Source organism: Martinezella tropici (assembly GCF_008370325.1).
Classification (GTDB): Bacteria; Pseudomonadota; Alphaproteobacteria; order Rhizobiales; family Rhizobiaceae; genus Rhizobium; species Rhizobium tropici_B.
The window spans coordinates 603,556-629,349 of the sequence record NZ_VNIP01000011.1; the positions used below are offsets into that span (position 1 = coordinate 603,556).

The 25,794-nt window shown below is 60.9% G+C and carries 27 protein-coding genes; 9 read left to right on the forward strand and 18 right to left on the reverse strand.

The annotated features are described in order from the left end of the window. The first annotated feature begins 235 nt into the window (after positions 1 to 235). From purD to FP026_RS23850, 3 genes are all read left to right on the forward strand, one after another. On the forward strand, positions 236 to 1,504 hold the full coding sequence (gene purD, locus FP026_RS23840) for a phosphoribosylamine--glycine ligase (protein WP_149637056.1): 1,269 nt from the start codon (positions 236 to 238) through the stop codon (positions 1,502 to 1,504). A 111-nt stretch (positions 1,505 to 1,615) separates the two neighbouring features. After that, on the forward strand, positions 1,616 to 2,038 hold the full coding sequence (locus tag FP026_RS23845) for a plant virulence effector HPE1-like domain-containing protein (RefSeq protein WP_149637057.1): 423 nt from the start codon (positions 1,616 to 1,618) through the stop codon (positions 2,036 to 2,038). Positions 2,039 to 2,406: 368 nt separating this feature from the next. After that, positions 2,407 to 4,221 carry a methyl-accepting chemotaxis protein gene (locus tag FP026_RS23850; RefSeq protein ID WP_149637058.1) on the forward strand — a complete coding sequence of 605 codons (1,815 nt, stop codon included), beginning with the start codon at positions 2,407 to 2,409 and terminating at the stop codon, positions 4,219 to 4,221. Between the two features lie 176 nt (positions 4,222 to 4,397). Here FP026_RS23850 and FP026_RS23855 read toward each other — a convergent pair whose 3' ends face one another. The 13 genes from FP026_RS23855 to FP026_RS23915 all read right to left on the reverse strand — a co-directional run bounded on the left by FP026_RS23855 (position 4,398) and on the right by FP026_RS23915 (position 15,998). Then, positions 4,398 to 4,892 carry a DUF523 domain-containing protein gene (locus FP026_RS23855; protein WP_149637059.1) on the reverse strand — a complete coding sequence of 165 codons (495 nt, stop codon included), beginning with the start codon at positions 4,890 to 4,892 and terminating at the stop codon, positions 4,398 to 4,400. A 14-nt stretch (positions 4,893 to 4,906) separates the two neighbouring features. Next, complete coding sequence (gene glyS, locus FP026_RS23860; RefSeq protein ID WP_149637060.1) at positions 4,907 to 7,129, reverse strand: glycine--tRNA ligase subunit beta; 2,223 nt, start codon at positions 7,127 to 7,129, stop codon at positions 4,907 to 4,909. A gap of 176 nt (positions 7,130 to 7,305) precedes the next feature. Then, a complete protein-coding gene (locus FP026_RS30875; RefSeq protein WP_348642327.1) occupies positions 7,306 to 7,974 on the reverse strand; it encodes an endonuclease domain-containing protein in 669 nt (222 codons plus the stop codon). Next, positions 7,968 to 9,911 (reverse strand): DUF2207 domain-containing protein, encoded by a 1,944-nt coding sequence (locus FP026_RS23870; RefSeq protein ID WP_149637061.1) that lies wholly within the window; start codon positions 9,909 to 9,911, stop codon positions 7,968 to 7,970. Before FP026_RS23870 ends, FP026_RS30875 begins: the two co-directional genes overlap by 7 nt. Before the next feature lie 93 nt (positions 9,912 to 10,004). Continuing rightward, positions 10,005 to 11,261, reverse strand: a complete 1,257-nt coding sequence (locus FP026_RS23875) for a 3-phosphoshikimate 1-carboxyvinyltransferase (RefSeq protein WP_188112662.1) — start codon at positions 11,259 to 11,261, stop codon at positions 10,005 to 10,007. Positions 11,262 to 11,348: 87 nt separating this feature from the next. Beyond that, positions 11,349 to 11,900 (reverse strand): LemA family protein, encoded by a 552-nt coding sequence (locus tag FP026_RS23880; protein WP_149637063.1) that lies wholly within the window; start codon positions 11,898 to 11,900, stop codon positions 11,349 to 11,351. A 126-nt stretch (positions 11,901 to 12,026) separates the two neighbouring features. Then, a complete protein-coding gene (locus FP026_RS23885) occupies positions 12,027 to 12,986 on the reverse strand; it encodes a glycine--tRNA ligase subunit alpha (RefSeq protein WP_015338989.1) in 960 nt (319 codons plus the stop codon). A 119-nt stretch (positions 12,987 to 13,105) separates the two neighbouring features. Further along, positions 13,106 to 13,510 (reverse strand): PIN domain-containing protein, encoded by a 405-nt coding sequence (locus tag FP026_RS23890; RefSeq protein ID WP_149637064.1) that lies wholly within the window; start codon positions 13,508 to 13,510, stop codon positions 13,106 to 13,108. Continuing rightward, positions 13,510 to 13,740, reverse strand: coding sequence for an AbrB/MazE/SpoVT family DNA-binding domain-containing protein (locus FP026_RS23895; protein ID WP_149637065.1), 231 nt, complete (start codon positions 13,738 to 13,740; stop codon positions 13,510 to 13,512). Before FP026_RS23895 ends, FP026_RS23890 begins: the two co-directional genes overlap by 1 nt. A gap of 64 nt (positions 13,741 to 13,804) precedes the next feature. Then, a complete protein-coding gene (locus FP026_RS23900) occupies positions 13,805 to 13,996 on the reverse strand; it encodes an NfeD family protein (RefSeq protein WP_149637066.1) in 192 nt (63 codons plus the stop codon). 16 nt (positions 13,997 to 14,012) lie between these two features. After that, positions 14,013 to 14,873 (reverse strand): S49 family peptidase, encoded by an 861-nt coding sequence (locus tag FP026_RS23905; RefSeq protein ID WP_149637067.1) that lies wholly within the window; start codon positions 14,871 to 14,873, stop codon positions 14,013 to 14,015. Between the two features lie 109 nt (positions 14,874 to 14,982). Next, a complete protein-coding gene (locus FP026_RS23910; RefSeq protein WP_149637068.1) occupies positions 14,983 to 15,759 on the reverse strand; it encodes a tRNA1(Val) (adenine(37)-N6)-methyltransferase in 777 nt (258 codons plus the stop codon). An 8-nt stretch (positions 15,760 to 15,767) separates the two neighbouring features. Beyond that, entirely contained in the window at positions 15,768 to 15,998 is a 231-nt protein-coding gene (locus FP026_RS23915; protein ID WP_149637069.1) for a DUF2007 domain-containing protein, read from the reverse strand. 108 nt (positions 15,999 to 16,106) lie between these two features. On the opposite strand from FP026_RS23915, the gene FP026_RS23920 reads away from it, so the two are divergent. The 4 genes from FP026_RS23920 (at position 16,107) to moaB (ending at position 20,584) form a co-directional block, all read left to right on the forward strand. Next, a complete protein-coding gene (locus FP026_RS23920) occupies positions 16,107 to 17,123 on the forward strand; it encodes a polyprenyl synthetase family protein (protein ID WP_149637070.1) in 1,017 nt (338 codons plus the stop codon). Positions 17,124 to 17,247: 124 nt separating this feature from the next. After that, positions 17,248 to 19,107, forward strand: coding sequence for a tetratricopeptide repeat protein (locus FP026_RS23925; protein ID WP_149637071.1), 1,860 nt, complete (start codon positions 17,248 to 17,250; stop codon positions 19,105 to 19,107). Positions 19,108 to 19,115: 8 nt separating this feature from the next. Then, on the forward strand, positions 19,116 to 20,030 hold the full coding sequence (locus FP026_RS23930) for a 4-(cytidine 5'-diphospho)-2-C-methyl-D-erythritol kinase (protein WP_149637072.1): 915 nt from the start codon (positions 19,116 to 19,118) through the stop codon (positions 20,028 to 20,030). Next, positions 20,030 to 20,584, forward strand: a complete 555-nt coding sequence (gene moaB, locus FP026_RS23935; RefSeq protein ID WP_149637073.1) for a molybdenum cofactor biosynthesis protein B — start codon at positions 20,030 to 20,032, stop codon at positions 20,582 to 20,584. Before FP026_RS23930 ends, moaB begins: the two co-directional genes overlap by 1 nt. 31 nt (positions 20,585 to 20,615) lie before the next feature. Here the strand turns inward: moaB and FP026_RS23940 are convergent, their stop codons facing one another. Further along, positions 20,616 to 20,930: a hypothetical protein gene (locus FP026_RS23940; RefSeq protein WP_149637074.1), complete on the reverse strand. Its 315-nt coding sequence runs from the start codon at positions 20,928 to 20,930 to the stop codon at positions 20,616 to 20,618. Positions 20,931 to 21,108: 178 nt separating this feature from the next. After that, a complete protein-coding gene (locus tag FP026_RS23945; RefSeq protein ID WP_149637075.1) occupies positions 21,109 to 21,627 on the reverse strand; it encodes a glycosyl transferase in 519 nt (172 codons plus the stop codon). 240 nt (positions 21,628 to 21,867) lie between these two features. Between FP026_RS23945 and FP026_RS23950 the strand changes: the two genes are divergently transcribed. Together FP026_RS23950 and FP026_RS23955 are read left to right on the forward strand one after the other, a co-directional pair. Further along, positions 21,868 to 23,025 carry a PA0069 family radical SAM protein gene (locus FP026_RS23950; RefSeq protein ID WP_149637076.1) on the forward strand — a complete coding sequence of 386 codons (1,158 nt, stop codon included), beginning with the start codon at positions 21,868 to 21,870 and terminating at the stop codon, positions 23,023 to 23,025. Positions 23,026 to 23,130: 105 nt separating this feature from the next. After that, positions 23,131 to 23,790, forward strand: a complete 660-nt coding sequence (locus FP026_RS23955; RefSeq protein WP_149637185.1) for a ribonuclease HII — start codon at positions 23,131 to 23,133, stop codon at positions 23,788 to 23,790. Positions 23,791 to 23,794: 4 nt separating this feature from the next. Here the strand turns inward: FP026_RS23955 and FP026_RS23960 are convergent, their stop codons facing one another. The 3 genes from FP026_RS23960 to FP026_RS23970 all read right to left on the reverse strand — a co-directional run bounded on the left by FP026_RS23960 (position 23,795) and on the right by FP026_RS23970 (position 25,762). After that, on the reverse strand, positions 23,795 to 24,559 hold the full coding sequence (locus FP026_RS23960) for a phosphotransferase enzyme family protein (RefSeq protein WP_149637077.1): 765 nt from the start codon (positions 24,557 to 24,559) through the stop codon (positions 23,795 to 23,797). Positions 24,560 to 24,673: 114 nt separating this feature from the next. After that, positions 24,674 to 25,165: a F0F1 ATP synthase subunit B gene (locus tag FP026_RS23965; RefSeq protein WP_149637078.1), complete on the reverse strand. Its 492-nt coding sequence runs from the start codon at positions 25,163 to 25,165 to the stop codon at positions 24,674 to 24,676. 3 nt (positions 25,166 to 25,168) lie between these two features. Continuing rightward, complete coding sequence (locus tag FP026_RS23970) at positions 25,169 to 25,762, reverse strand: F0F1 ATP synthase subunit B (RefSeq protein WP_149637079.1); 594 nt, start codon at positions 25,760 to 25,762, stop codon at positions 25,169 to 25,171. Positions 25,763 to 25,794: the final 32 nt, after the last annotated feature.

Here is a 25,794-nt window from a genome sequence, read left to right on the forward strand (position 1 = left end):
GAACTGGACAATCGTAAAGCGGACCATAAGCATGATCCCGCGGACATAAGAAGCGGTTTCGTCACGGAACACGCCAATCCGGGCGCGGAGATGGCGTGGAGGGCGAAGCCGCTTCCGCTTTAACGGGATAAAAAGGCATGGCAATGTTGGCAGCCGTGCCTCCACAGGATTTGCCGCTTGACCTTTGGCTCATCCCCCCTTAACCGCGCAAAAGGACGCAACGAAAGGGCAAGCCATGAGAGTTCTGTTGATCGGATCGGGCGGACGCGAGCACGCACTGGCCTGGAAACTGGCGCAATCGCCTCTCATGACGGAATTCCATGCCGCACCCGGCAATCCCGGCATTGCCGAGCATGCGACGCTTGCGCCGATCGATATCGACAACCATGACGCTGTTGTCGCCTTCTGCAACGACAAGGCTATCGACTTCGTCGTGGTCGGCCCGGAAGCACCCTTGGTCGCCGGCATTGCCGATGCGCTACGCGCCGCCGACATTGCCGTTTTTGGCCCTTCCGCAGCCGCCGCCCAGCTCGAAGGGTCCAAAGGTTTCACCAAGGATATCTGCGCCCGCTACAATATTCCCACCGGCGCCTATCAGCGCTTCAACAATGCACCGAAGGCGAAAGCCTATGTCCGCGCTCAAGGAGCGCCGATCGTCGTGAAGGCGGACGGCCTTGCAGCGGGCAAGGGCGTCACCGTCGCAATGACGATCGACGAAGCGCTAGCTGCGATTGACGATTGCTTCGAGGGTGCATTCGGCGAGGCTGGCGCAGAAGTGGTGATCGAAGCCTATCTCGACGGCGAAGAGGCGAGCTTCTTCTGTCTTTGCGACGGCAAGCATGTGCTGGCGCTCGCGACCGCGCAGGACCACAAGCGCGTCGGCGACGGCGATACCGGCCCGAACACCGGCGGCATGGGCGCCTATTCCCCCGCCCCCGTCATGACCACAGAAATGGTCGAGCGCACCATGAAGGAAATCATCGAGCCGACGATGCGCGGCATGGCGGAAAGCGGCCATCCCTTCAGCGGCGTCTTCTTCGCCGGATTGATGATTACTGCCAAAGGCCCCGAACTCATCGAATACAACGTCCGTTTCGGCGATCCCGAATGCCAGGTGCTGATGATGCGGCTGAAGAGCGACCTGCTGCCGCTGCTTTACGCCTGCGCCAATGGCACGCTGGATCAGGTAACGGCCGAATGGAGCGAGGATCCGGCGCTGACCGTCGTCATGGCATCGAAGGGCTATCCCGGCTCCTATGCCAAGAACACGCCGATCGCGGCATTGCCGGCCGACGGTGAAGGCGAGAAGGTGTTTCATGCCGGCACAGGTCTAAAGGACGGCGCGCTGGTGGCAACCGGTGGCCGCGTGTTGAACATTACGGCGACGGGCAAGACGGTGGGCGAGGCAAAAGAGCGGGCCTATGCCCTGGCTGGCAAGGTGAAGTGGGACAACGGCTTCTATCGCAACGATATCGGCTGGCGTGCTGTCGAACGCGAGATGTAAACGTCGCGGCGCTTCCGCAAGCGCAAGGCCATTAAATTTTTACCTAATCTCCTGACGGGATGGAAATAAAGGCACGCTAGAGTCTTCGTCACTATGGACGGAGTTATTGTAATGCGTTTCTTCTTTCTGACCTTGGCATGCGTTCTGGCCGGTGGCTCCGCCATGGCCTCCTCCATCCAGTCCATCGACGGCACGATGCAGAGCGGCGACAGCAGCATCGTCGACAAGAGTTGCGCCAATTGCCCTCCCCTCAAGCCGAAAGTGGCTGAAAAGGAATATAAGGTGCCGACATTGACGCCGGGCACGCAATCGGTCGTGATCCGCAGCATAGACGGCGAAAAGAAGGTCGTGCGGACAGAGGCCTGGATGGGCGGATCCCCTGTCATGTTCGTCAGCAAGCCGACACCTGAAGCCCTGGCCGCCACTGCCGAGCCCGTCGACGGGATCGACCTGGCCGTAAAGACCGCAGCCCTGCCGGCGACCGCGGCAGCTCCCAAACCGCTCGATCTCTCCGCCTTCCAGCTGCGTCAATAGCTGCAGAAGCCATCCGCTATGACTGCATTTGCCGATCACAGAAGCAACGGCTCGTCACACACTTATGATATACATTATTCAGTATTATATTTTTCTAAATTACAAAGAGATGAATGTAAAATAACTGAAGTTATTCGTAAGCCTGCATAAGTATTATTGGCGGCAAGGCGGCATATCTGCAGTTTTATCCCGCCAAAAATACAACCAACCCCCTAAAATTAAAGATTTTTTAGACATAAATGGTGATTTTACTGATCACCGGACAGCAGCATGTCATTCGAGCGGCGGCAAACGTATTGAGAATCTCTCAGGCGATCGCACAGGCGGTAGGATACCGCACCGGTATTCACTTACCTGTGGGAGACGTTATGAAGAATCTCAAGATTGCGCATCAATTATTTGCCCTGCTCGGCGTCCTAATGGCCGCCTTCGCCGTGGCCACTTATTTTCAGATCCGGTCGCAGGCCGATTCCATCTATGACGACCGCTTCGACATGCTGCGCACGCAGGTCGAATCCGGCGTCTCCGTTTTGAACCAGTATTATCAGCGCGAAAAATCCGGCGAGATGACTCATGAGGCGGCTCAAGCCGAGGCCTTCAAGGTATTGTCGCATGTCAGCTTCGCGCCGGCGGGCTATTTCTTCGGCTTCGACTATAACGTCATACAGCGCATTCACCCGAGCCCGGTCAATATCGGCAAGGACATGTCCGGCCAAGTCGACAAGAACGGCACCCATTTCAGCAAGGAAATGGTCGAGAAGGCGATCAAGGGCGGCGGTCGCACGATCTATTACTGGAACAAGCCCGGCCATCCCGGCACCGACTTCTTCCTGAAGGGTAGCTATTCGGCCGCCTTCGCTCCCTGGCAGATCGTGCTCGGCTGCGGCGTCTACATGGACGACCTGGATGCGCAGATCAATGCAACGATGTGGCGCGCCCTACTCATCTGCGGCATCGTCTTCGTCATCGGCGTCGGTGCGGCCCTTTATTTCATCCGCGGCATCACAAAGCCGCTCGCCGACGTCCATGCCGCACTGAAGGCCGTGGCCGACGAAGATGTGAAGATGGCCATTCCGCATGCCGAGATGCGCAACGAAATCGGCCTGATGGCGAAAGCGACCCAGGCGCTGCAGGAAAAGATCCGCGAGCGCCACGTACTGGCCGACCGCCAGGCCGCACAGGAACTCGAAATCAGCAATGAGCGCGAACAGAACCTGCGCCAGCAGCAGGACGAGGCCCACGAACAGGCGCGCGTCGTCTCGGTCATCGGCCGGGCGCTTGAAGACCTCGCCCAGGGGAACCTGACGATACGGTGCGGCGATCTCGGCGCCAGCTATGCCGGCCTTCGCAGCAACTTCAACGAGGCGCTGTCGCATCTCGAAGCCGCGATGGGCCGCGTCAACGCCAAGGGCAACGACATCGGCCTCAGCAAAGAAGAGATCCGTCGCGCCTCCAATGAGCTGTCGCAGCGCACCGAGCGCCAGGCTGCCAGCCTGGAAGAGACTTCCGCCGCGCTCGACGAGCTCACTGTCGCCGTCCGCCAGACTGCGGAAGGCGCCGATGAGGCCAGCAAGCGCGTTCATGCCGTCAGCGCCGAGGCATCGCGCAGCGATGCCGTGGTTGCCCAGGCAATCGAAGCAATGAGCGGCATCGAGAAGTCCTCGGCCGAGATCGGCAAGATCATCGGCGTCATCGACGAGATCGCCTTCCAGACCAACCTCCTGGCGCTCAATGCCGGCGTCGAGGCGGCCCGTGCCGGCGAGTCCGGCAAGGGCTTTGCAGTCGTCGCGCAGGAAGTGCGTGAACTCGCCCAGCGCTCCGCGGCAGCCGCCAAGGAGATCAAGGACCAGATCGCCCGCTCTTCCGGCCAGGTCGATCAGGGTGTGCGCCTCGTCGGTGAGGCAGGCGAAGCGCTGAAGCGCATCTCCGATCAGATCAAGGCCGCCAACGAAATCGTCTCGAAGATCGCCCACAGCGCCTCCGAGCAGGATACGACGCTGCGCTCGATCTCGTCTTCGATGAACCAGCTTGACGCGGCCACGCAGCAGAACGCTGCCATGGCCGAGGAGACCACCGCATCGGCCGAGACGCTCGCCGCCGATACGGAAGATCTTCTCGCCCTCATCCGCGGCTTCCGCGTCAACGAAGGCCGCGCGACCATGGATCACCGCCGCGCTGCCTGAGCAGCATAGGTCAGAAAATGGGAAACCGCCGGGCTTGCGTCCGGCGGTTTTCTTTTGAGCAAAGCTTTGCTGCGTTAGAGCAGTTCCAGGAAAAGTGCGGAGCGGTTTTCCGTCCGGAATTGCGGGAAAACAAAAAGATAGAGCGGTTCGGAGATTCGGCGAAAAGCTGAACCGCTCTACTCTGCGACCTTCAAGCGCTCAACCAGCCGGTCGATCTCGCGATCGGAATAGACCTCGATACCGGCTTGCTTGAGCAGCGCCGCGGTGACACCCCGGCCGCTCTGCCGGCCGCCGGAGAAAGTGCCGTCATAGATGAAGCCCGAACCGCAGGACGGGCTGCCGTCGATCAGGAGAGCGTAGCGACAGCCGGTTTCTGTTGCGAGCGCCAGCGCATTTTCCGCCGCCTGTCGAAATTCCGCCGTGACATCACCGCCGGTGATCTCCATCACCTTTGCTGTGCCGGCAAGCACGTTCTCACCGGTCGCGCCCCCTGCAATCTCGGCCGGCGGCCTTGGAACCGCCATGCCCGCCGACATTTCCGGACAGATTGTCACCAGCAGCCCCTCTTCGCGCCAGCGATCGATCGCCGGATGAACGAGCGGCTTGGAACGGCCGTCATAGCGGACGGCGTGGCCCATAAGGCAGGCGCTGACGAGGATCTTTCCGGTCATCGCGCCCCCATGTCTTATCCCGCGATCTTGGAGAAATCAGCGACCGTGCCGGTTGCCTCGCGGATCAGCCGTAGCAATGCCAGACGGTTGGCGCGGATGGCGGCGTCTTCGTCATTGACGAGGACGTCTTCGAAGAAGCGGTCGACCGACACGCGCAGCTTGGAAAGGGCTGCCATGGCGGAACGGAAGTCTTCCTTGGTAATCGCATCGGATGCTTCGGCGGAGGCCGACTTGACGGCGGCGAAGAGATTCTTTTCGGCATCGAGCTTCAGCAAGGCTTCCGAAACGCCGTCGGCAACGACGGTGCCCTTCTTCTCCTCGGCGGCCAGAAGCTGCGTGGCACGCTTGGTGCCGGCGAGCAAGTTCTTGCCATCTTCGGAGGTGATGAAGGCGGTCAGCGCCTCGACACGGCGGGCGACCATCAGCAGATCGTCGGTTTCCAGCGTCAGCACGGCGTCGATCAGGTCATGGCGGGCACCGAGATCGCGCAGGTAGACCTTGAGGCGATCATGGAAGAAGGCGAGCAGATCGGCATCCCTGGTGGTCGCGAGCAGCGGCAGGCGAACGCCCCGCTCCAGCAAAATACGGACGACGCCGAGGGCAGCGCGGCGCAGCGCGTAAGGATCCTTCGAGCCTGTGGGCTTCTCATCGATCGCCCAGAAGCCGATGAGCGTATCCAGCTTGTCGGCGAGCGCGACTGTGATCGCAACCTTGTCCTCGGGGACGCGGTCTGACGGGCCTTGTGGCTTGTAGTGATCCTCGATCGCAGTCGCCACCGAGGCGTTCTCGCCCTGCAGCGATGCGTATTTGCGGCCCATCACGCCCTGCAGCTCGGGGAACTCGCCGACGGCTTCCGTGCGCAGGTCGGCCTTGGCAAGCACCACGGCGCGGTCGACCAGAGCGGCATCGGCACCGGTGATCTTGGCGAGGTCAGCGGCCAGCGCCCGGATGCGGGCGACACGCTCGCCCTGGCTGCCGAGCTTGGCATGGAAAGTGACATCAAGTGCGTCGAGCTTTGCCATACGCTGATCGAGCGGCTTCTTCAGATCGAGGCCGAATTTCGCGGCCGAGGCTTCCAATGTTTCGAGATCGGGCAAATCGCCCTGGTCACGCTTCCAGAAGTGCAGCGCGTCGGACAGACGGGCGCGCACGACCTTGCCATTGCCGTGGATGATTTCCTTGCCGCCATCCGTCGCCTGGATATTGGCGATGAGAATGAAGCGATTGGACAAAGCACCCTCCCCTTGAGGGGGAGGGTCGGCACGCAGTGCCGGGGTGGGGTGATTTTGTTGGGACGCGAGATCACCCGCAGCTTCGCTGCGACCTCCCCCCTCAAGGGGGAGGTGAGAGCCTTGCGGGCGGGTAACGAAACACTTCTGGTTTGTCTTGATGGTCAGGCGGATGATTTCCGACGGGATCGACAGGTAATCCTCCTCGAAGGAACCCATCAGCACCTGCGGCCATTCGACGAGGCCCGAGACTTCCTCCAGCAGGCCTTCATCCTCGACCAGCTCCAGGCCGTTGGCGAAAGCGACATCGCGGGCATCATGCAGGATGATATCCTTGCGGCGCTCCGCATCGAGGACGACGTAGGCCTTCTCCAGGCTCGAGACATAATCCTCGAAGCGCTTGACCGTAATCGCATCCGGCGCATGGAAGCGATGGCCGTAGGTCACGTTCGAGGCGACGATGCCGTCGATTTCGAAGGGGATGACCGCCGTCTCTTCATGCTCGGTGCCGAAGGTGCAGACGATCGACTGCAGCGGGCGTACCCAGCGCAGTGAGCCGGGCTTGGCCGATGCCTTGCCCCAGCGCATGGATTTCGGCCAGGGGAAATTTCTTACGATATCAGGCATCACGGCGGCGACGATTTCTTCCGCCGCGCGGCCGGGCTTGGAAATGACCGCGACGTAGAAATCGCCCTTCTTCGGGTCGCTCTGCACCTGAGCCTCGGAAATCGAAGAGAGCCCGGCGCCGCGTAGGAAGCCTTCGATCGCCTTCTCGTTGGCATCAGTGCGCGGTCCTTTGCGTTCTTCGCGCACATCGGCCGAGCGCGCCGTCAGGCCGCGAATGTCGAGCGTGAGGCGCCGCGGCGTCCAATACTCCCTCGCACCCTCATAGGAAAGACCAGCTTCGATGAGGGCATCGGTCACCAGCTTCTTCAGGTCGCCGGCGGCTTTGCGTTGCATACGGGCGGGAATTTCCTCGGAGCGGAGTTCGAGAAGGAGATCGGGCATGTCAAGGTTCCTCACCCTCCCCTTGAGAGAGAGGGTCGGCACGGCGTGCCGGAGTGGGGTGAAAACGGTTGGCCTCTGCTAGCAAAATTTGGCGCTGCTGCACAATGGCAAATATCGTATCCAGGACAGCCTCGACCTCATCCATGACCTCCGCATTCCAGAATCGGACGACATGATTAGCCTTGGTTCTCAAGATAGGCCGTGCGCTCGGCATCGTAACGCCTTGCCGCATCTTCCGCATGCTGGCTGCCGTCAAGCTTGATGATCAGGCCGATCCGATGACAGGCGAAATCAGCGAAATAACGCCCGATCGGAACCTGCCGGCGAAAGTACGTGCCCTCAATCGGGATACGCCACAAATGTTTCCAAAGCTTGACTTCGGCATCGGTCGAACCGGCACGCAGGCGGCGGCTATTGGCGATCTTGAAGCGATCGAGCTTGGAGGGATTTTCGGCACAAGGATCTCCGTATTGCTGAGACAGCGAAGTTGAAGCGTCGCGATCTACACCCTCCCCTTGAGGGGCAGGGCAATCGCATATGAAATAGAAAATGCCCCTCACCCCAGCCCTCTCTCCCCGTTTTGACGGGGCGAGGGAGCGACGTCGCCAAGCTCCTTCGCCCCGCGTGCGGGGAGAAGGTGGACTCGAACAGTTGAGCGAAGCGAAACTGTGAGAGGACGGATGAGGGGCTAACCATCCATATGCGATTACCCTCCCTTGAGGGGGAGGGTCGGCCAAAGGCCGGGGTGGGGTGATCGCGGCAACTTCCGCAGCCAAACAATTGTCACCCCCACCCGCCGCTGCGCGGCGACCTCCCCCCTCAAGGGGGAGGTGATTAGCTACCACCCGCCGCCTCCTCCCCCACCGCCGCCACCGCCGGAGGAGCCGCCGCCGCCACCGCCTCCACCGCCCGAAAAGGCAGAGGACGAACTCGATACTGGCGCAGGAATGGTCGAGGCGATGGTGGATGCCATGGATGAGGAGAAGTCGCCAATCGTTCCGCCGATATTGCCGGGGTTGAAGTTACCGGAATACCAGACGGGTGCATAGGCGGCCGCCGCGGCCGCACCCGCAGCAGTGGCAAGCCAGGTCTCGAAAGCGCTCGACCAAGGCTTTTCGACGCCGAGCGCGACCGCATAGGGCAGCAGTTTTTCGAAATGCTGCGGCGACATCTGCGGCGCTCCCTGCATGTTCATCCGGTCGCGTTCGGCCAGCGTCAGATATTGCCTGAGACCGGCGATGCCATCCATCATCTTGCGCCCGAGCGGCGTCGGCGCCCCCATCAGGAAATAGAAGACGACGTTGAGCGCGAAAATACCGACGATGCCGGCTACCAGCGGCAGCAGGCCCGCTTCCCATAGTGGCACGATCGCGGTGGCAAGGCCGCTGACGGCAATCGATACGAGGACGAAGCCGAAAAAGGCGAAGATCAAGACGGAAAGGATACGCTGGGCGAGGCTGGCATTATGCCTTCGGAACCTGCGGCCAATCGAGCTGGCGAAGAGCGTCACGAAAATCGACAGGAAGCCCGGCACGATGATAAGCGGTAGGGCATTCTCATGCAGGCGACCGAAGAGGACGATGGACGCCAGGATGAGGATCGAGAGCGCTATGCCGGCAATGACGTAGAGCGCGTTTGCCTTGTAATATTCGCCGCGATGATTGCGCTCGATGGCGCTGCGGAACTTCGAGCCGAGCCGCTGTACCGCCTCGCCGTTTTCCTTGTCGATGACAAGCGGAGAGAATGGCCCGACGGCCTGCATGATCACCTTGTCGCCGCCGCCGAGATCGCTGCCTGCCTTGCCCGTAGGGCGCACGACGACCTTTTTCGTCAGGTCATCGAGGATTACATAGCCGCGCACGGCGAGATCGATCGCGGTCGCCGAGAATGCCGTCCAGCTGGAACTGGCGAAGCCCTTGTTGTCGATATAATTGACCAGCGCCGGTGAGATGCCTTCAGGCGGATCCCAGCGCGGAACCATGACGCCGGGCGGAGGATCGCGGCCGACGGCGATCCAGCTGCGCATGTAATAAGCAAACAGCAGGATCAGCCCGCCAATGGCAATGGTCGTATCGAGATGATCGCGAAGGAACCAGCTCCATTGCTGGCTGGCGCTCGGCGGCGCGATTGCTCCCTTCGCCAGCTTGATGGCGATCGTCAGGCCTTCGGCCATGGCGAGCGGTCTGGTCGTGACGAAGGTGACCGTATTGCCCTGCGCGCTGGCGCTTGCATTCTTGCCGTTGGCGCCGAGCGGCCCGGTGAAGAAGGCAAGCTGCTGAGGCTCGACGCCATCTGGCAATGTAACGTTCGCCTTGGCATTGACGATCGGGAACAGCCAGCCATTGCCTGTCACGTTCCAATAAAGCTCGTCATGATCGCCGAAATAGCGCATCTGGCGATTGGTGTCGTAGGTGAGGCGGAATGTGTGCGGGCCGGGGTTGAGGCTTCGGTCGGCCTTGCCGATATAGATGCGCTCGCCGCCCTTGATGCGTTCGCTGTGCCAATCCTCCGGTTGCCCATCGCGCTCGACGGACACGACCTTGAAATCCACCTCGATCTCACGACCGTTGGCATCGGTCATTGTCAGCGGAAAATCGCGGAAGATGCCGCGGCGGATATCACGCCCCTCCGCATTCACGGAGATCGTCTCGACGACTTGCATGGAGCCGTCGCGATGCAAGGCGATCGCCTGATCGAAACTGGTAATGAGTTCGGCCGCCGTTACCGCTGTTGCGCAAAGCAGCAGGCACAGAGCCAGGAAGAACCTGCAAAGCCGTGTCATCACTCCCCCAAGAGATAGCCGCGGCGCCGTTACAGGCGCCGCTTCGCGTCAGAAACACATCCGCGCTCAGGCCTTCATTGGGATGGCAGAGCGTCAGTCTTCGTAAATGACCCCCAGCGACGCAAGCACATTCCAATAGGACGGGAAGGTCTTGGCGACGCAGTCGGGATCGAGAATGGTGATGCCGCCGATCTTCAGGCCGGCAAGGGCAAAGCTCATGGCAATGCGGTGATCGGCAAAACTATCAATCTCCGCCGGCAGCACCTTGCCGGCGAGGCTCGGGTCGGATGCGACGATCAGATCGTCACCCTCTTCGGTGCCGAGGTTCGGAACGATGCGCGACAAGCCGCTCGACAGCGCACGAATACGGTCGCATTCCTTGACACGGAGATTCTCGATGCCGACGAAGCGCACCGGCGTTTCGTTGAAAGCCGCGAGAACGGCGAGCGTCGGGATAGCATCCTGCATCTGTGAACCGTCGATGATGGCAGGCAGGTGTGGGAACTTCGAAATCAGATCATAGGATTTTGCATCCGGCTGTGAGAACTGCTCCGCCGGTGTACCGAGATCGATCTTACCGCCGCTCAGCACTTCGGCTGCCCAGAGATAGGTCGCGGCCGAGGCATCCGGCTCGATCAGGAAATCGGCGGCATGATAGCCGGTGGGCTCGACACGCCAGGCGACCGGGCTCACGCGTTCCACCTTAGCGCCGAAAGCACGCATTGCCGCAACCGTCAGGTCGATATAGCCGAGAGCGCCGATATGCTCGCCAAGCAGTTCCACGTCGACAGCGCGATCGCCGCCGGCTGCCATCATCAACAGCGCCGAGACATACTGGCTGGACAGGCCACCATCGATCTGCACGCGGCTTGCCTCGAAACGGCCGGTGCCGTTGACGGCCACGGGCGGGCAGCCGGTTTCAGCCGAAGCATCGACGCCGAGCGAGCGCAGTGCATCGACCAGCGGGCCAATCGGCCGCTTGCGCATATGGGCGTCGCCATCGACGATCACCTTGCCTTCGACGAGTGCCGCAGCAGCTGTCAGGAAGCGCGTCGCCGTTCCGGCATTGCCGAGGAAAAGCGGAGCGGCAGGCGCCTGCAGCTTGCCGCTGCCCGTCACGATAAAGGTGGTGTGGTCGGGTTCGTCGATGACGACGCCCATTGCGCGCAGCGCTTCGGCCATATAGCGGGTATCGTCGCTCTTCAACGCACCGGTCAGTCGGCTCGTGCCCTTGGCAAGGCCCGCCAGCAGCAGCGCGCGGTTGGTGATCGATTTCGATCCCGGCGGTATGGCGCGTCCGGTCAAAGGCTTGCCCGGCGGGATAATCGTGAGTTTGGCTCTACCCATCATCATTCTCTTTGGTCAGTCAGGAAGGCGGCCGATGGCCGTCGGTCGGCTTCCTTTATCGCCTCGTATGAAAAACCGATAGCGGGAATCTCAGAACTTTACCGTGGGAACGGCGCGGTCCGCTTCGTTTGATATCTCGAAATAGGCCTTCTTGACGAAGCCGAAGGGGCCAGCAATGAGATTGTTAGGGAAGGTCTCGACCTTGACGTTCAGATCGCGCGCGGCGCCGTTGTAATAGCGGCGCGACATCTGGATCTCGTTTTCCGTTGTCTCCAGCGACTGCTGCAGCTCGACGAAGCCGGTATTGGCCTTCAGGTCGGGATAGGCTTCTGACACGACCATCAGGCGGCCAAGTGCCTGGCTGAGGATGCCTTCGGCAACGGCACGACCGGCAACATCACCTGCGGGCACCGCCTGGGCTGCATTGCGTGCCTGCGTGACTTCCACGAGCGTCTTGTTCTCATGGCCGGCATAGCCTTTGACCGTCTCGACCAGATTGGGAATGAGGTCGGCGCGGCGCTTCAATTGCACGTCGATGCCGGACCATGCCTCTTCCGCGACCTGGCGCGCGCGAACGAGCCCGTTGTAGATGAAGACGACATAGAGCGCGGCCAGCACTATGATCGCGAGAAGAATAAGCATCTGAAATCCCCCGTGGCGACTGCAACCACAGGGACACTAGGCAGATTTCACGCCAATGTCACCCGGCTTTAACGGCGATGCAGAACCAAGATAGGCTGGCGATGCCCGATCCTGGGGAAGCTTGCCTCAAGCGGCCTGCTGGTTCCAGTTGATACCGCCGGCATCCGTCAGCAGGAAGGCCTCGCCGCAAGCCTTGGCCAGCGTGCGCACGCGCAGGATGTAGCTCTGGCGCTCCGTCACCGAGATGACGCCGCGGGCGTCCAGCAAGTTGAAGACATGGCTCGCCTTGATGCACTGATCGTAAGCCGGGAAGACGCATTTGTGCAGGCGCTGGTTTTCGCTGTCGCCGGGGGCGCCGGCAGCCAGCAATGCCTGGCACTCCTTCTCGGCATCGATGAAATGGCGGTGCAGCATCTCGGTATTGGCATATTCGAAATTATGCCGCGAATATTCCTGTTCGGCCTGGAGGAAGACGTCGCCGTAGGTGATCTTGTCTTCGCCCTCGAGGCCGTTGAAGTTCAGGTCATAGACGCTGTCGACGCCCTGAACATAGGTCGCAAGGCGCTCCAGACCATAGGTCAGCTCGCCGGCGACGGGGGCGCATTCGATGCCGCAGACCTGCTGGAAATAGGTGAATTGCGAGACTTCCATGCCGTCGCACCAGCATTCCCAGCCGAGGCCCCATGCGCCGAGCGTCGGGCTTTCCCAGTCGTCCTCGACAAAGCGGATATCGTGCAGTAGCGGATCGAGGCCGATCGCCTTCAGCGAGCCGAGATAGAGCTCCTGCAGGTTCGGCGGATTGGGCTTCAGGATGACCTGATACTGATAGTAGTGCTGCAGGCGGTTCGGGTTCTCGCCATAGCGGCCATCGGACGGACGGCGCGACGGCTGGACGTAGGCAGCGCGCCACGGCTTCGGACCGAGCGAACGCAGCGTGGTCGCCGGATGGAACGTGCCGGCACCGACTTCCATGTCATAGGGCTGCAGAACCGCGCAACCCTTGTCGGCCCAGTAATTGTGCAGCGTCAGGATCAGCGCCTGAAAAGAGCGCTTCGGGTTCATATGGTCGGGCACGTTGGCAGTCATGGGAATTGGTTTCTTCCGCTAGCAAATGGTTGGGCGGACAGGTGCCACGACGGGGCGAACGGGTCAAGTTTTTACTCCGCTAAGCGCAAGGACATCGCTCGCACATAACCCCGTAGCCTTTACCCAAATGGGTTGACGATCATCAATTGCTTTTCAACCAACAAGCCGTCGTGCAGATCTTCCGAATGAAACCGCTCGCAGCCAGCTTCGATCGCCGCGGCCACCATCGTCGCATCGTAGAAGGAAAGCTGATAGCGCTGAGCAAGGTGCAGCCCCGCCAATGTGATTTTCTCACTTACCGGAACGATGGTTGCCGATAAAGCGACGAGAGCATCAATTGCCTCGCGAATATCAGCCCACGGCATATTGAGCTTCTTACGTCCGACATTGGCAAACTCGTTCAGCGCTTGCGCGCTGATAGCGAATGGTTGCGCCAAAAGCGATTGCGCCCTTTCGGCCCGTTCTTCCTCCATAAAGGCATAGAGAAGAACGTTCGTGTCGAGGAAATCCGAAACGGGGCGCATCAACGGGAATTGGCTTCTTCGCGATCAAACTTCCAATCCTCGGGAAGTTTGAGCTTGAACGATCTGATTTTTGCCAAGGCTTTCTGCCGCTTGTCGTCGCGCTCGATCTCGAAGGCGTTTCCTTTGCCGACACGCACGACGATATCGTCGCCTTCCTTCAAATCGAGAGCATCGACAACCGCGGAAGGGATGCGGATGGCCAAACTATTCCCCCATTTCGCGACCTGCATGAGATACTCCGATGATATACACTAAGAAATGTATATCAAAAACTCGTAAACGAAGCAATTTGGTTTAGTCATCCTCACGCTTCACACGATATTCTCCCGTCTTCGGATCCTTAACCAGGGTTCCCATGGCGCCGGTGCGGCGTTCCGTTTCGGCGCGGCGGGATTTCTCGGCGAGTCTCCGGGCGTCGCGCACGAAGCGTCGATATAGGAACCAGATGCCGCCGACGGCGATGGCGAAGAAGATGATTTGGGGCATCAGGCAGCGCTCCCGATTACAATCCGTACCGGCTCCACAATGCCTTTTCCTCTGCCGCTTCGGCAAGTCCGGATGCAAGCCCGGCGCCGAGACCGTCCATGCCAGCCAACGAAATGCCCGGAGCCTTGCGGCCGAAAAGGCTGCGCGGCGAAGTAATCAGCATTGGTTTCACCTTGTCGCCGAAGCGCTTCCTCAATTCCTGACGCATGTCGCCGAGGCCGTCGATCAAACCAAGCTCCAGCCCACGGCTGCCGGTCCAGAACAGGCCGGAGAACACCGTTTCGTCCGCGGAAAGTTTTCCGGTTCGCCGTTCAAGCACCATGTCGATGAAGACTTTGTGGATTTCGAGCTGCAGGCTCTTTAGATATTCGATGTCCCTTTCCTTCTCCGGCTGGAACGGATCGAGGATCACCTTGTTCGCGCCAGCGGTGTAGACGCGACGCTCGACGCCGATCTTCTTCAGCAGATCCGGAAAACCAAAGCCGCCGGAAACGACGCCGATCGAACCGACGATGGAAGTGGCGTCTGCGAAGATCTCGTCGCCTGCGAGCGCAATCATATAGCCGCCGGACGCCGCCACATCCTCGACGAAGACCAAGACCTTCTTGTTTTTCTCGGTGGCAAGATCGCGAATGCGGTTGTAGATCATCCGCGATTGCACCGGAGAACCGCCCGGTGAATTGACGATAATGGCAACGGCCGGTGCTGTCTTCACGTCGAAGGCCTTTTCAAGCGCCTGCGACACGCCCGCGAGATTCAGCGATTGCCGCAGCGGCCCGCCACCGGAAGAGATGACGCCGCTCAGCCGGACAACGGGGACGATCACCCGCTCCTTGCGGAAGCGCTTCGGAAGCATGCGTCTCAAGAACTCAACCATTCGTCATCCCTGAATCATGATGTTTGCTGCCCCGTGATGTATGCATGGAAACGGCAAACGCAACATCGCGGATCGTATTTCGTGCCCTGATCCTTAAGCGAAGGATAGGCTATCGGCGCGGATAGGCGGCGCGGCCATTGTTCAGATCGTCGACGAAATCGGAAAATTTATGTGTCCCCTCGCCGTGCATGATCAGCGGCGCCCGCAGCGCAAGCCTTGCCCGCGACCCCTTTATTCCGGTTAGCAGGATGCGCACGGCGCTCTCACCATGGCGCGGATGGATCGGCGTGATCTCGATGCCGCCGAAGCGGCGGCCGCAGGCGGTGATGATCTCGCCGATGGATTCCGGCCGGGCGATGAGCGAGAGCTGGCCGCCGGGGATCATGATCGCGCCTGCCGTGCGGATCCATTTTTCGAACAGCCTGTCCGTCATGGCATGCGCCTCGGCCTTCAAGGCATCGGGCGTCAGCCTGTCGTTGGCATCGTTGAAAGGCGGGTTCATGATGACATGATGGAAGCTGTCGTCGATCAGGCCCGCCTCATTACGATCCTTGCCGGTCAAGGTCACATCGGCTTCGACGACGGAGACGCGATCGGCAAAACGGGCATTTTCCTGCAACGCAAGGCTCTTGCGGGCGAACCCGGCCATGTCGGGCGAGCGCTCGAACAGCACGACCTCCGCATGATCGAGCCGAGACGCGACGGCCATTCCGGCCGCCCCCGCCCCAGCGCCGAGATCGGCCACCCTGATCGTGCGGTCATCGGCCACGAGTGCGGCCAGCAGCATGGCATCCATGCCGGAGCGGTGCCCCCTGCCCTTCGGCTGGACGACATGGAAAGCGCCGCGATGAAAGGCGTCGATGGTTTCCAAGGGGCTGCCCGTCATGGCGGGCCTCAAGTCCGCGCCGGGCGCAGCTCGTCGCCGAGACCGGCATCGATCAGGATGCGCCGTGCCTGATCCGCACGCTCTTCGTCCACCAGAAAGCGGCGCGGCAGCATGCCGAGAGACCCCTCCAGGATGCTCATCGCCTGATCCGCCACCATGCAATGAATTCCGGCATCCTTCATCAGGCTCTCCGCAAAAGAGAGAAGGACCGGGTCGTTGGTGCGGATCAGCTCGTGCATAAGCCCTAGAATTCCTGTCAAATTTACGCGACGAGACAATTCGCCTCTTGCCGCCTCTTTCGCCCCTTCTTATTGTGCTTTGCAGAAAATGAACAGGAGTCCGGATCGTTGGGCGTCGTGATACCGCTGGAAGAAAGCAAGAATAAACTGGCATCCATCAAGCCATTGGTGGATCTGACCAAGGCGGACATGGAACGCGTCAATCAGCTCATCCTGTCCAAGGCCGGCTCCGATGTGCAGATGATCCCCGAAGTTGCCGAGCATCTCATCTCCTCCGGCGGCAAGCGCCTGCGGCCGATGCTGACGATCGCCTCCGCCGCGCTTTACGGCTATCAGGGCGACAATCACATCAAGCTCGCGACGTCAGTCGAATTCCTGCACACGGCCACGCTGCTGCATGACGACGTGGTCGATGAAAGCGATCTGCGCCGCGGCAAATCCACCGCCCGCATGATCTGGGGCAATCAGGCAAGTGTTCTCGTCGGCGACTTCCTGCTCGGCCAGGCTTTCCGCATGATGGTGGAAGTCGGCTCGCTCGATGCTCTCGACGTCTTGTCCTCGGCTGCCTGCGTCATCGCCGAAGGCGAAGTGCTGCAACTCTCCGTCTCCAAGAACATGGAAACGACTGAGGATGATTATCTTTCTGTCATCCGCGCCAAGACCGCTGCGCTGTTTGCCGCCGCGGCGGAAGTCGGCCCGATCGTTGCTAATGCCGGTAAGGCGGAGCGCAATGCGCTGAAGTCCTACGGCACCAATCTTGGCCTCGCTTTCCAGCTCGTCGACGATGCACTGGACTACGGCGGCAAGGCTGCTGATCTCGGCAAGAATGTCGGCGACGATTTCCGCGAGGGCAAGATCACGCTGCCGGTGATCCTGGCCTATCGCCGCGGCACCGAGAAGGAACGCGCCTTCTGGCGTGACGCCATCGAAACCGGCAACAACAGCGACGAGAATCTCGAAAAGGCCCTCGGCCTGATCACGAAATACGGCGCGCTGGCCGACACGATTGCTCGTGCCGTGCACTACGGCACCATCGCGCGCGACGCTCTGGCGCCTCTGCCGGAAACGCCCTGGAAATCGGCACTTCTCGAAGTGATCGATTTCTGCATCGAACGCGTTAATTGATAGCGACAACCCGAATTTCTTGCAGGGCCGCTTCAAAAAAGCCATCCTGTTGTGAATCAGTTGACACGAATGCGTTGTGCCGCCGGCGACTTCGCCGGCCATTCCCTTGATGAAAGGCTTTCTAATGCGGCAGAGACTTGCCATCCGTTTCCTTTCGGGCGTAGCCTTGGCGGCAATCCTTTCGGTGTCCGCCCTGACTGGCGCGCGCGCTGAGGATAAGCCGGCAGCAGCAGCGCCGGAGGCGAGCGCTCCGGTTGCTTTCGATCCCGATAGCGTCGATACCTTCGCAGGCGCGTTTCTCGCTGCCCGCACGGCCGATGTCGACCACGACTACGACACCGCCATCGCGCTTTATAAAAAAGCGCTGATGATCGACCCCAGCAATCCGGAAATCCGCCAGCGGCTGATGATCTCGCTGCTGCTCAACGGCAATCTGGAAGAGGGCGTCAAATACGCCAACGAGCTGAAGAGCGATCCTTCTGTCGAGCGGGTCACCACGATCGTGCGTGGCATGGATGCCATCCGTCGTCACGAATACCGCACCGCGCAGGAAATCCTCAAATATAACGGTCCGAACGATCTCGACCGGATGATGACCAACCTGCTCTCCGCTTGGGCCCGCGCCGGATCCGGCCGCGGCAAGGAAGCGATCTCGATGATCGACAAGATGAAGGGTCCGGACTGGTTCAACATCTTCAAGAACTATCATGCCGGCGCCATCGCGCTGACGCTGGGTGACCTCAAATCGGCACGTTCGCATCTCAACGACGCGATCCTCGACAAGACGGGCGGCGCAACGGCTCCCGATACTTTCATGCGCGCGGTCATGGCGCTTGCACGCCTCGAAGCCAAGGCCGGCGACAAGCAGAAGGCGCTGGATGCGATTTCGGTCGGCGACAATCTCGTCAGCAATTACGCGCCGCTGAACGCGTTGCGCGATAGCATCACCAAGGGCGATACGCCGGACCAGCAGGTCACCAATGCGAGCCAGGGCGCGGCCGCCGTGCTCTTTACCATCGGTGCCGCGCTGAACCGCGACGGTGCCGAGGATGTCGTCTCGCTCTACCTGCAGATTGCCAATTCGCTCGATCCGAAGGCCGCCGATACGCTGGTTCTTCTCGGCGGACTTGCCGAAAAGCAGGAGCAGACCGATCGCGCTGTCGCCTTCTACAAGAAGGTGCCTGACGATTCGCCGATGGCCCGCATTTCCGAGCTGCAGCTCGGCCTTGCGCTTGCCCAGTCCGGCAAGGTCGACGATGCCCGCAAGCATCTGAAAGCATTGATCGATTCCGATCCTAACGACGTTCGTAGCTATCTTGCCTATGGCAGCGTCCTTTCCGACGCCAAGGATTTCCAGGCCATGGCCGAGAACTACGACAAAGCCGTACAGATCATCGGCCCGGTGCCGAAGCGCAGCGATTGGGCCGTGTTCTTCCAGCGCGGCATCGCCTATGAGCGGCTGAAGAAGTGGCCGGATGCCGAGCCGAACTTCAAGAAGGCGCTCGAACTGAACCCGGATCAGCCACAGGTTCTGAACTATCTCGGCTATTCCTGGGTCGACATGAACATGAATCTCGACCAGGGCCTGAACATGATCAAGAAGGCTGTCGACCTGAAGCCGGACGATGGCTACATCGTCGACTCGCTCGGCTGGGCCTATTTCCGCCTGAACCGCTTCGACGACGCGGTGAACGAGCTGGAACGGGCAGCACAGCTGAAGGCCGGCGATCCGACGATCAACGACCACCTGGGCGATGCCTATTGGCGTGTCAATCGCAAGCTCGAAGCCGTCTACCAGTGGAACCGCGCGCTCGCCTCGAAGCCGGAAGAAGCCGATATTCCGAAGATCAAGGAAAAGGTCGAGAAGGGCCTGCCCGTGCTCGATACCGATCCGAAGACCGTCGACAAGAGCAAGCTACCCGATCCCGCGCCTGCGCCTTCGCCCGACACGAACGCTCCGGCGCCGGTCGACAAGAAGTCCTAAGACTTCCCATGAACACGATCTTGGCAGCGGGCGATTTCGACCTCATGGAGGAAGCGCCCGCAAAGATTAATCTCGCGCTGCATGTGACAGGCCGCCGCGCCGACGGCTATCACTTGCTCGACATGCTTGTCAGTTTTGCCCGCCATGGCGATCGTGTCGCATTCCGCGCAAGCGAGCAGGATGAGTTCAGCCTTTCCGGGCGCTTCGGCCCGCTGCTTTCCGTCGATGCCGAGGCTGGCGACAATCTCGTGCTCAGGGCGCGCGACCTGCTGCGGCAGGCCGCACAGGCGGCGGGCTTCGATGCACCCGCCGTTCATATCCATCTTGAGAAGAACCTGCCGATTGCATCGGGTATCGGCGGCGGCTCGGCGGATGCGGCCGCAACATTGCGCGGGCTGATGCAGCTGTGGCAGCTTACGCTGCCTGACGAGAAGGTCACGGCCATTGCCTTGAAGCTTGGCGCCGATGTGCCGATGTGCCTTGCCAGTCAACCCCTCGTGGCGCGCGGGATTGGCGAGGCGATAGGCTTGCTGCCGGCGTTTCCCTCCTTTCCCATGGTTCTCGGCAATCCGCTCGTCGGCGTCTCCACGCCGGACGTATTTCGCCATCTCGTCCGCAAGGACAATCCGCCGCTGCTGTTTCCAACACAGATGCCGCGCGGCTCCAGCGAGTGGATCGAGGTGATCCGGAACCTGCGCAACGATCTCGAACCGCCGGCACGCTCGATCTGCGGTGAGATTTCCGTGCTTTCCGGTCTGATCGAAAGCCAGCAGCCGACAGTGACTCGAATGTCCGGCTCCGGTGCCACTTGCTTCGGGATTTTTGAAAGCGCCGAACAGGCGAAGGCTGCTGCCTCCTCGCTTCACAGGCAGAAGCCGGACTGGTATTTCCAGGTGACGGAAACGATTGCGGGAGAGGCGTGATGGCAGGTTCAGTCAGCGAAAGATCCTTCATTCCCGTCGGCATCGCCGTGCTGACCGTTTCCGATACGCGCACGCTTGCAGACGACAAGTCCGGCGATACGCTGGTCGCGCGCATTGCCGAAGCCGGCCACAGGCTGGCGGCCCGTGCCATCGTTCCCGACGACAAGGAGCGCATCCGCGTGCAGGTGGAAGCCTGGACGAAGGACGATGCGGTCGACGTGGTGATCACCACAGGCGGCACCGGCTTCACCGGCCGCGATGTTACGCCCGAAGCGCTGGAGCCGCTGTTCGAGAAACGCATGGACGGCTTCTCCGAGGTCTTCCATCGCATCTCCTACGACAAGATCGGCACGGCGACGATCCAGTCGCGGGCGACCGGCGGTGTCGCCAACGCCACCTTCATCTTCGTACTGCCGGGATCACCCGGCGCCTGCAAGGATGCCTGGGACGGCATCCTTAAGGCGCAGCTCGACTATCGCCATATGCCCTGTAATTTCGTGGAGATCATGCCGCGCCTCGACGAGCATCTGAAGCGCGGCGCCGGCTCCAAGTAGATCTTGCTCGTGGCGGGACATTATAAGCCTGCTATGCCTTCGGCCCCGGCAAGACAGGAATTGATTCCCAACTATCGCCACTGAGGATGATGCAGCTGCGCCCTGAGGCGTCGCTGATCAGCAGCGTCCAGCTACCGCTCTCGGCAGCGTAGATCTCCACGATCGTATCGGGATTGAGCTTGCCGACCGCCGAAAGCTTTTCGGAAAGGTTGTCGCCAAGAAAGGCGACGATATCGACGCGCTGGGCGCAAACCAGCATCGCCTGGGAATCTGCAACGCCGGGAAAAAGGATTGCACTGGACATGAGAGCCATGGACAAGAGGCGGTAAAGCATCGTGCGTTTCATGACGCACCTCCTTTCGCCGGTATCCCGGCGGACAAGGAGTGTGCCGCTGACCTGTTCCGCCGCATATCGGCATCTTCATGGTCGACCGCCCGACGCGACACGCGTAAGGTGCCGCCACAGGAAAATTATCGCATGTATTTGCAGCTTTTCAAATGGAATCTGGTTCGAAATCCAAGCGCTATCGTGCCGCGCGCGCCACCCACGAGGGTATGAGCTCGCTTGAAAGACTGCGGCCCTTGCGGCCTTCGGCAAATTCGGCCAGCCGCATGCCGGTTCTGGCGGCGGCGATGGCCTGAGCCTTCGACAAAAGCAATCCCAGCTCCAAAGGCGGCGTGCCCTTGCGAATGCGCTGAAGGAAAGGCCGGCGATAACCGCGCGACGCGGTGAAGCGCGCCGGGGCCTTGTTCAGGGAGACATATTCCGCGATCTCGTCGATCCAACCCGCCTGCGGCCGCGCACCCGGCTCGACCAGCAGCAGCCAGTCGCCGCGCGCCGAACGCAATATGTCCTTGATATCCCACTGCGAATAAAAGCGGCATCCGGCGGCATCCGCCACTCGCGAAGTACCGTCCCTGGAGCCGTGATCGAGTACGACGACATCGCAGACCAGCCCCTCGACCGCGCCTGCCACCAATGCCGCCAATGTCTGTGCCAGCTCGGGTTCGTGATCCTGGCATTCGATGATGACCGTCAACATTGCCCATTTATAGAGCGGCGCACAATCTATTGCCAGCGCCTAACCCTTGGGGCCGAACGTTTAAGAAAAGCCTCATGCACCGCCTCGAAACTGCGGCGCCGCCGTCGCCAATACCTCGAATATGCGAAGCGGAAGATGGTGATTTCGAATTTTTGTTCTTGCAATGTTCTCATTTGTCGGATAGGAATTTAATCATCTTAGACGCGGCATGCGATGGCATGAACCGCCCTGGAGCTACCGATGAACGAGCAGTCCCTTGCAGGGCAGGTCGCATTCGCGCCTGCCAATACGGCAGACGTTGCCAACGCTTTGATCGCCGACGCGGGTCTCAGGGTCGACGCTGAGCGCCGGCGCGGACGCGGCGCCGGATTGAATCCGAGCGGCCGGTTCGAGCCGCAGCAGCGTGAGACCGTCGATGACGGCTGGCAAACATGGGAAGAGCTTCCGCCCTTCAAGACCGAAGTGCAGGTGGAAAAGCCGCGCACCGCGATCACGCGCAACGAATCCCCCGATATTCCCTTCGATCGTTCCATCAACCCTTATCGTGGCTGCGAGCATGGCTGCATCTATTGCTTCGCGCGGCCGACGCATGCCTATATGGGCCTGTCGGCGGGACTGGACTTCGAATCGAAGCTGTTTGCCAAGCCGGATGCAGCCAAGCTGCTGGAACGCGAGCTCGCAAAGCCCGGCTACAAGCCGCGCGTCATCGCCATCGGCACCAATACGGACCCTTATCAGCCGATCGAGAAGGAATGGCGGATCATGCGCCAGATCCTCGAGGTGCTGAACCGGGCCAATCATCCAGTTGCCATCGTCACCAAGTCGGCGCTGATCATGCGCGATATCGATATTCTCCAGGAAATGGCCGCCAAGAACCTGGTGCGGGTGGGACTGTCAGTGACGACACTCGACCGGAAGCTCGCGCGCACCATGGAGCCACGGGCAGCGACACCGCCGCGGCGGCTGGAGGCGATCCAGGCGCTCAGCGAGGCCGGCATTCGCACCTCGGTCATGGTGGCACCGATCATCCCGGCGCTTAATGACCATGAGATCGAGCGTATTCTCGATGCCGGCAAGGCCGCCGGCGCCCTGGAGGCAAGCTATGTCATCCTGCGGCTGCCGCTGGAGGTGAGCCCGCTGTTTCGCGACTGGCTGCTGCAGCATTATCCGGACCGCTATCGCCATGTGATGTCGCTGATCCGCTCGATGCGCGGCGGCAAGGATTACGATGCCGAATTCGGCAAGCGCATGAAGGGCGCAGGCCCCTATGCCTGGCAGATCAGCCGCCGCTTCGAAATGGCGACGCGCCGGCTCGAACTCACGCGTCGCAATATCGCATTGCGCGATGACCTGTTCGTGCCGCCTGACGGCAGCGGCGTTCAGCTATCGTTGCTCTGACATTCCTTGCGGGCTTTCCCTGTACCCGCTGGAAAAGCCCCCTGGTTCGCCGCCCTGATCCACCGGGGGCTTGCAGGAGATCGGGTGGTGTGCGAGCTTCGCCGCATGTTACGCAGTACGCCACCCGATTCTCCAATGCTATTCGAGGACATCCCGCTCGTCCCGACCTTCGAGCTGGAGCTGATCGCGCGGCGTGCCGGACATTGGCCGGTCGCCGGGGCAGACGAGGCGGGCAGAGGCCCGCTTGCAGGGCCGGTCGTGGCCGCCGCCGTCATCCTCGATCCAGAGCGCATTCCGAATGGGCTGAACGATTCCAAGCAGTTGACAGCCGCCAGACGCGAGGAGCTGTTCGTCGAGATTCTGGCGACGGCGACGATCTCCATCGCCTCATCGAGCGCAACCCGCATCGACACGACCGATATCCGCAAGGCAAGCCTGGATGCGATGCGACGCGCCATTTGCGGGCTGGCGGTGTCGGCAAGCTATGTGCTGACCGATGGGCTCGATGTGCCCGCTGGGCTCGCCTGCCCCGGAAAAGCCGTGGTCAAGGGCGATGCGCGCTCTTTCTCGATCGCAGCCGCCTCGATCGTCGCCAAGGTAACGCGCGACCGGATGATGGCCCGTGCGGGCATCGTCTTTCCCGCCTATGGCTTTGCCGCCCATGCCGGCTACGGCACACCGCAGCATCGCGCCGGCATCGAGCAACACGGTCCCTGCTCGCTGCATCGCATGAGCTTCCGCCCCCTCAAAAAGGAAGCAGTCTGAGGTCTCAATTCCTCAGCCCTTCCACGATCTCCGGCGACCATTTAGCGACATAGGCAACATCTTCCCTGTAGATGCGGTCATGCCCATCCTGCAGGTTCCGGCGATATCTCTCAATGCCGCGCGCAGCTTCCCGTTCCATGAAGGCCAATAGCGCTTCGAGCCGCTCGATGATGGCAGCCGGAAGCAGACTGCGCTCGGAAACCGGTAACCCGTAGGCATCGACAAAGACGCGCGCACGCTGGATCTGGCTGACAGGGCTATCCAATCCCTCCACCGCCATGCTTGAGGACAATGGCGCCCAGCGATAGACCGCGTAGGAGAGATCCCATATCCGCGGACCGGGATGGGCTGCCTCGAAATCGATGATCCCGGTCACCTCGCCATCGTTCAAAACGACATTGTAGGGTGCGAAATCTCCGTGACAGATGACCTCGGACGGCAGACGGGCCGGCAATTGCCACAGATTGCCGGCCTCAAGGGTCTCTGCGAACAAGACGGAACAATCATGGTAACGGCGCAGCAGCGCCGCCGCCGATCGCAGCACCGTCTCGCTGCGCATATCGGTACAGCCATCGAGGTCGCCGGTATCTCCGGGCAGATAGGTCACCCGCTCCCAGACCTCGTTATATCCCTCCGGAAGCGGAGCAGCCGTGAAACCATGCCGATGCAGGGCAGTCAGCAAGGCGTGCACGCCCGGTGTCCAGGGCCGCGCCGGCCTCACGATAAGATGGCCTTGACGAAATGGCCCATCGTTTGTTGCTGACTGCATCCGCCCTCCCCAATCCCATGATCTTGCTATCTGTCGCGGCAATGATCAACAAGGCGGGGTGGAAAACAAAAAACCCGCCGAAGCGGGTTTTTCGAGTTTCAATGTTCCGCGCGCTCAGTTCAACCGCGTCTTCACTTCCTTGACGGCATCGTTGAAAAGACCGGACTGGACGCTACCATCGGCCTTCTTCGCAAGCACCGATTCAGCCGCGGCGATCGCCAGGTCGACGGCGGCGGAACGAACCGCCTTCATCGCGTCGGCTTCTGCCTGCTTGATCTTCTGCTCGGAGAGAGCCGTACGGTTGGCGACGAATTCCTCCGTCTTCTTGCGGGCTTCCGTTGTCAGCATGTCGGCTTCGCGCTCGGCTGCGGCGACGATATGCGCTGCTTCAGCTTCGGCTTCCTTGCGCTTGCGCTGATATTCGGCCAGCAGATGCTGGGCCTCTTCGCGCAGACGCTTGGCTTCTGCCAGCTCGTTGCGGATCTGGTCGGCGCGGTCGTCCAGCGACTTCGCCATCATGCCCGGAACCTTCAGGTAGGCGATGAGACCGATGAAGATGATGAGCGCGACGAATGCAAAGAAAGTTTCGTCAAGACCAAACGTCATAACTTAGCCCTCCCGCTTCGCGGATGCTACGGCAACAGCCGAAGCGACATCAGCCTTGCCGGCGACATTGCCGACCAGCTGCTCGACGACAGCTGCGGCCGTTTCTTCAGCAATGGCACCAACATCGCCAAAAGCCTTCGTCTTGATCTCGGCGATGCGGGTTTCCGCAGCCTTGAGCTTTTCGGAAAGGCTTGCCTCGATCGCCTTGCGATCTTCCTCGGCCTTGGCCTTGGCAGCATCGCGGGCGCTTGCGCCGATGGAATTCGCCTTGGCGCGCGCGGTAGCCAATTCGCTTTCATAAGTCGCGACGGCGGCGTCGGCTTCGGCCTTCAGGCGAGAAGCTTCCTCGATATCCTGAGCGATCCGGTCGTGCCGGCTTTCCAGGATGCCGCCAACACGCGGAATGACAATCTTCTGCATGGCCACATAGAAGATGACGAAGGTGATCACCAGCCAAAGCAGCTGTGACGGATACGTCGTATGGTCAAACGGCGGAAAAACACCGGCGTGATGGCCTTCATTCGGCGCACCCGTTTCCGTATGCACCTCGCCGGCGGCCGGCGGTGCTTCTTCAGCATATGCCGGGGTCACAAACATGCTCACCTCCAGGTGGTCTGCAAATACAAAGA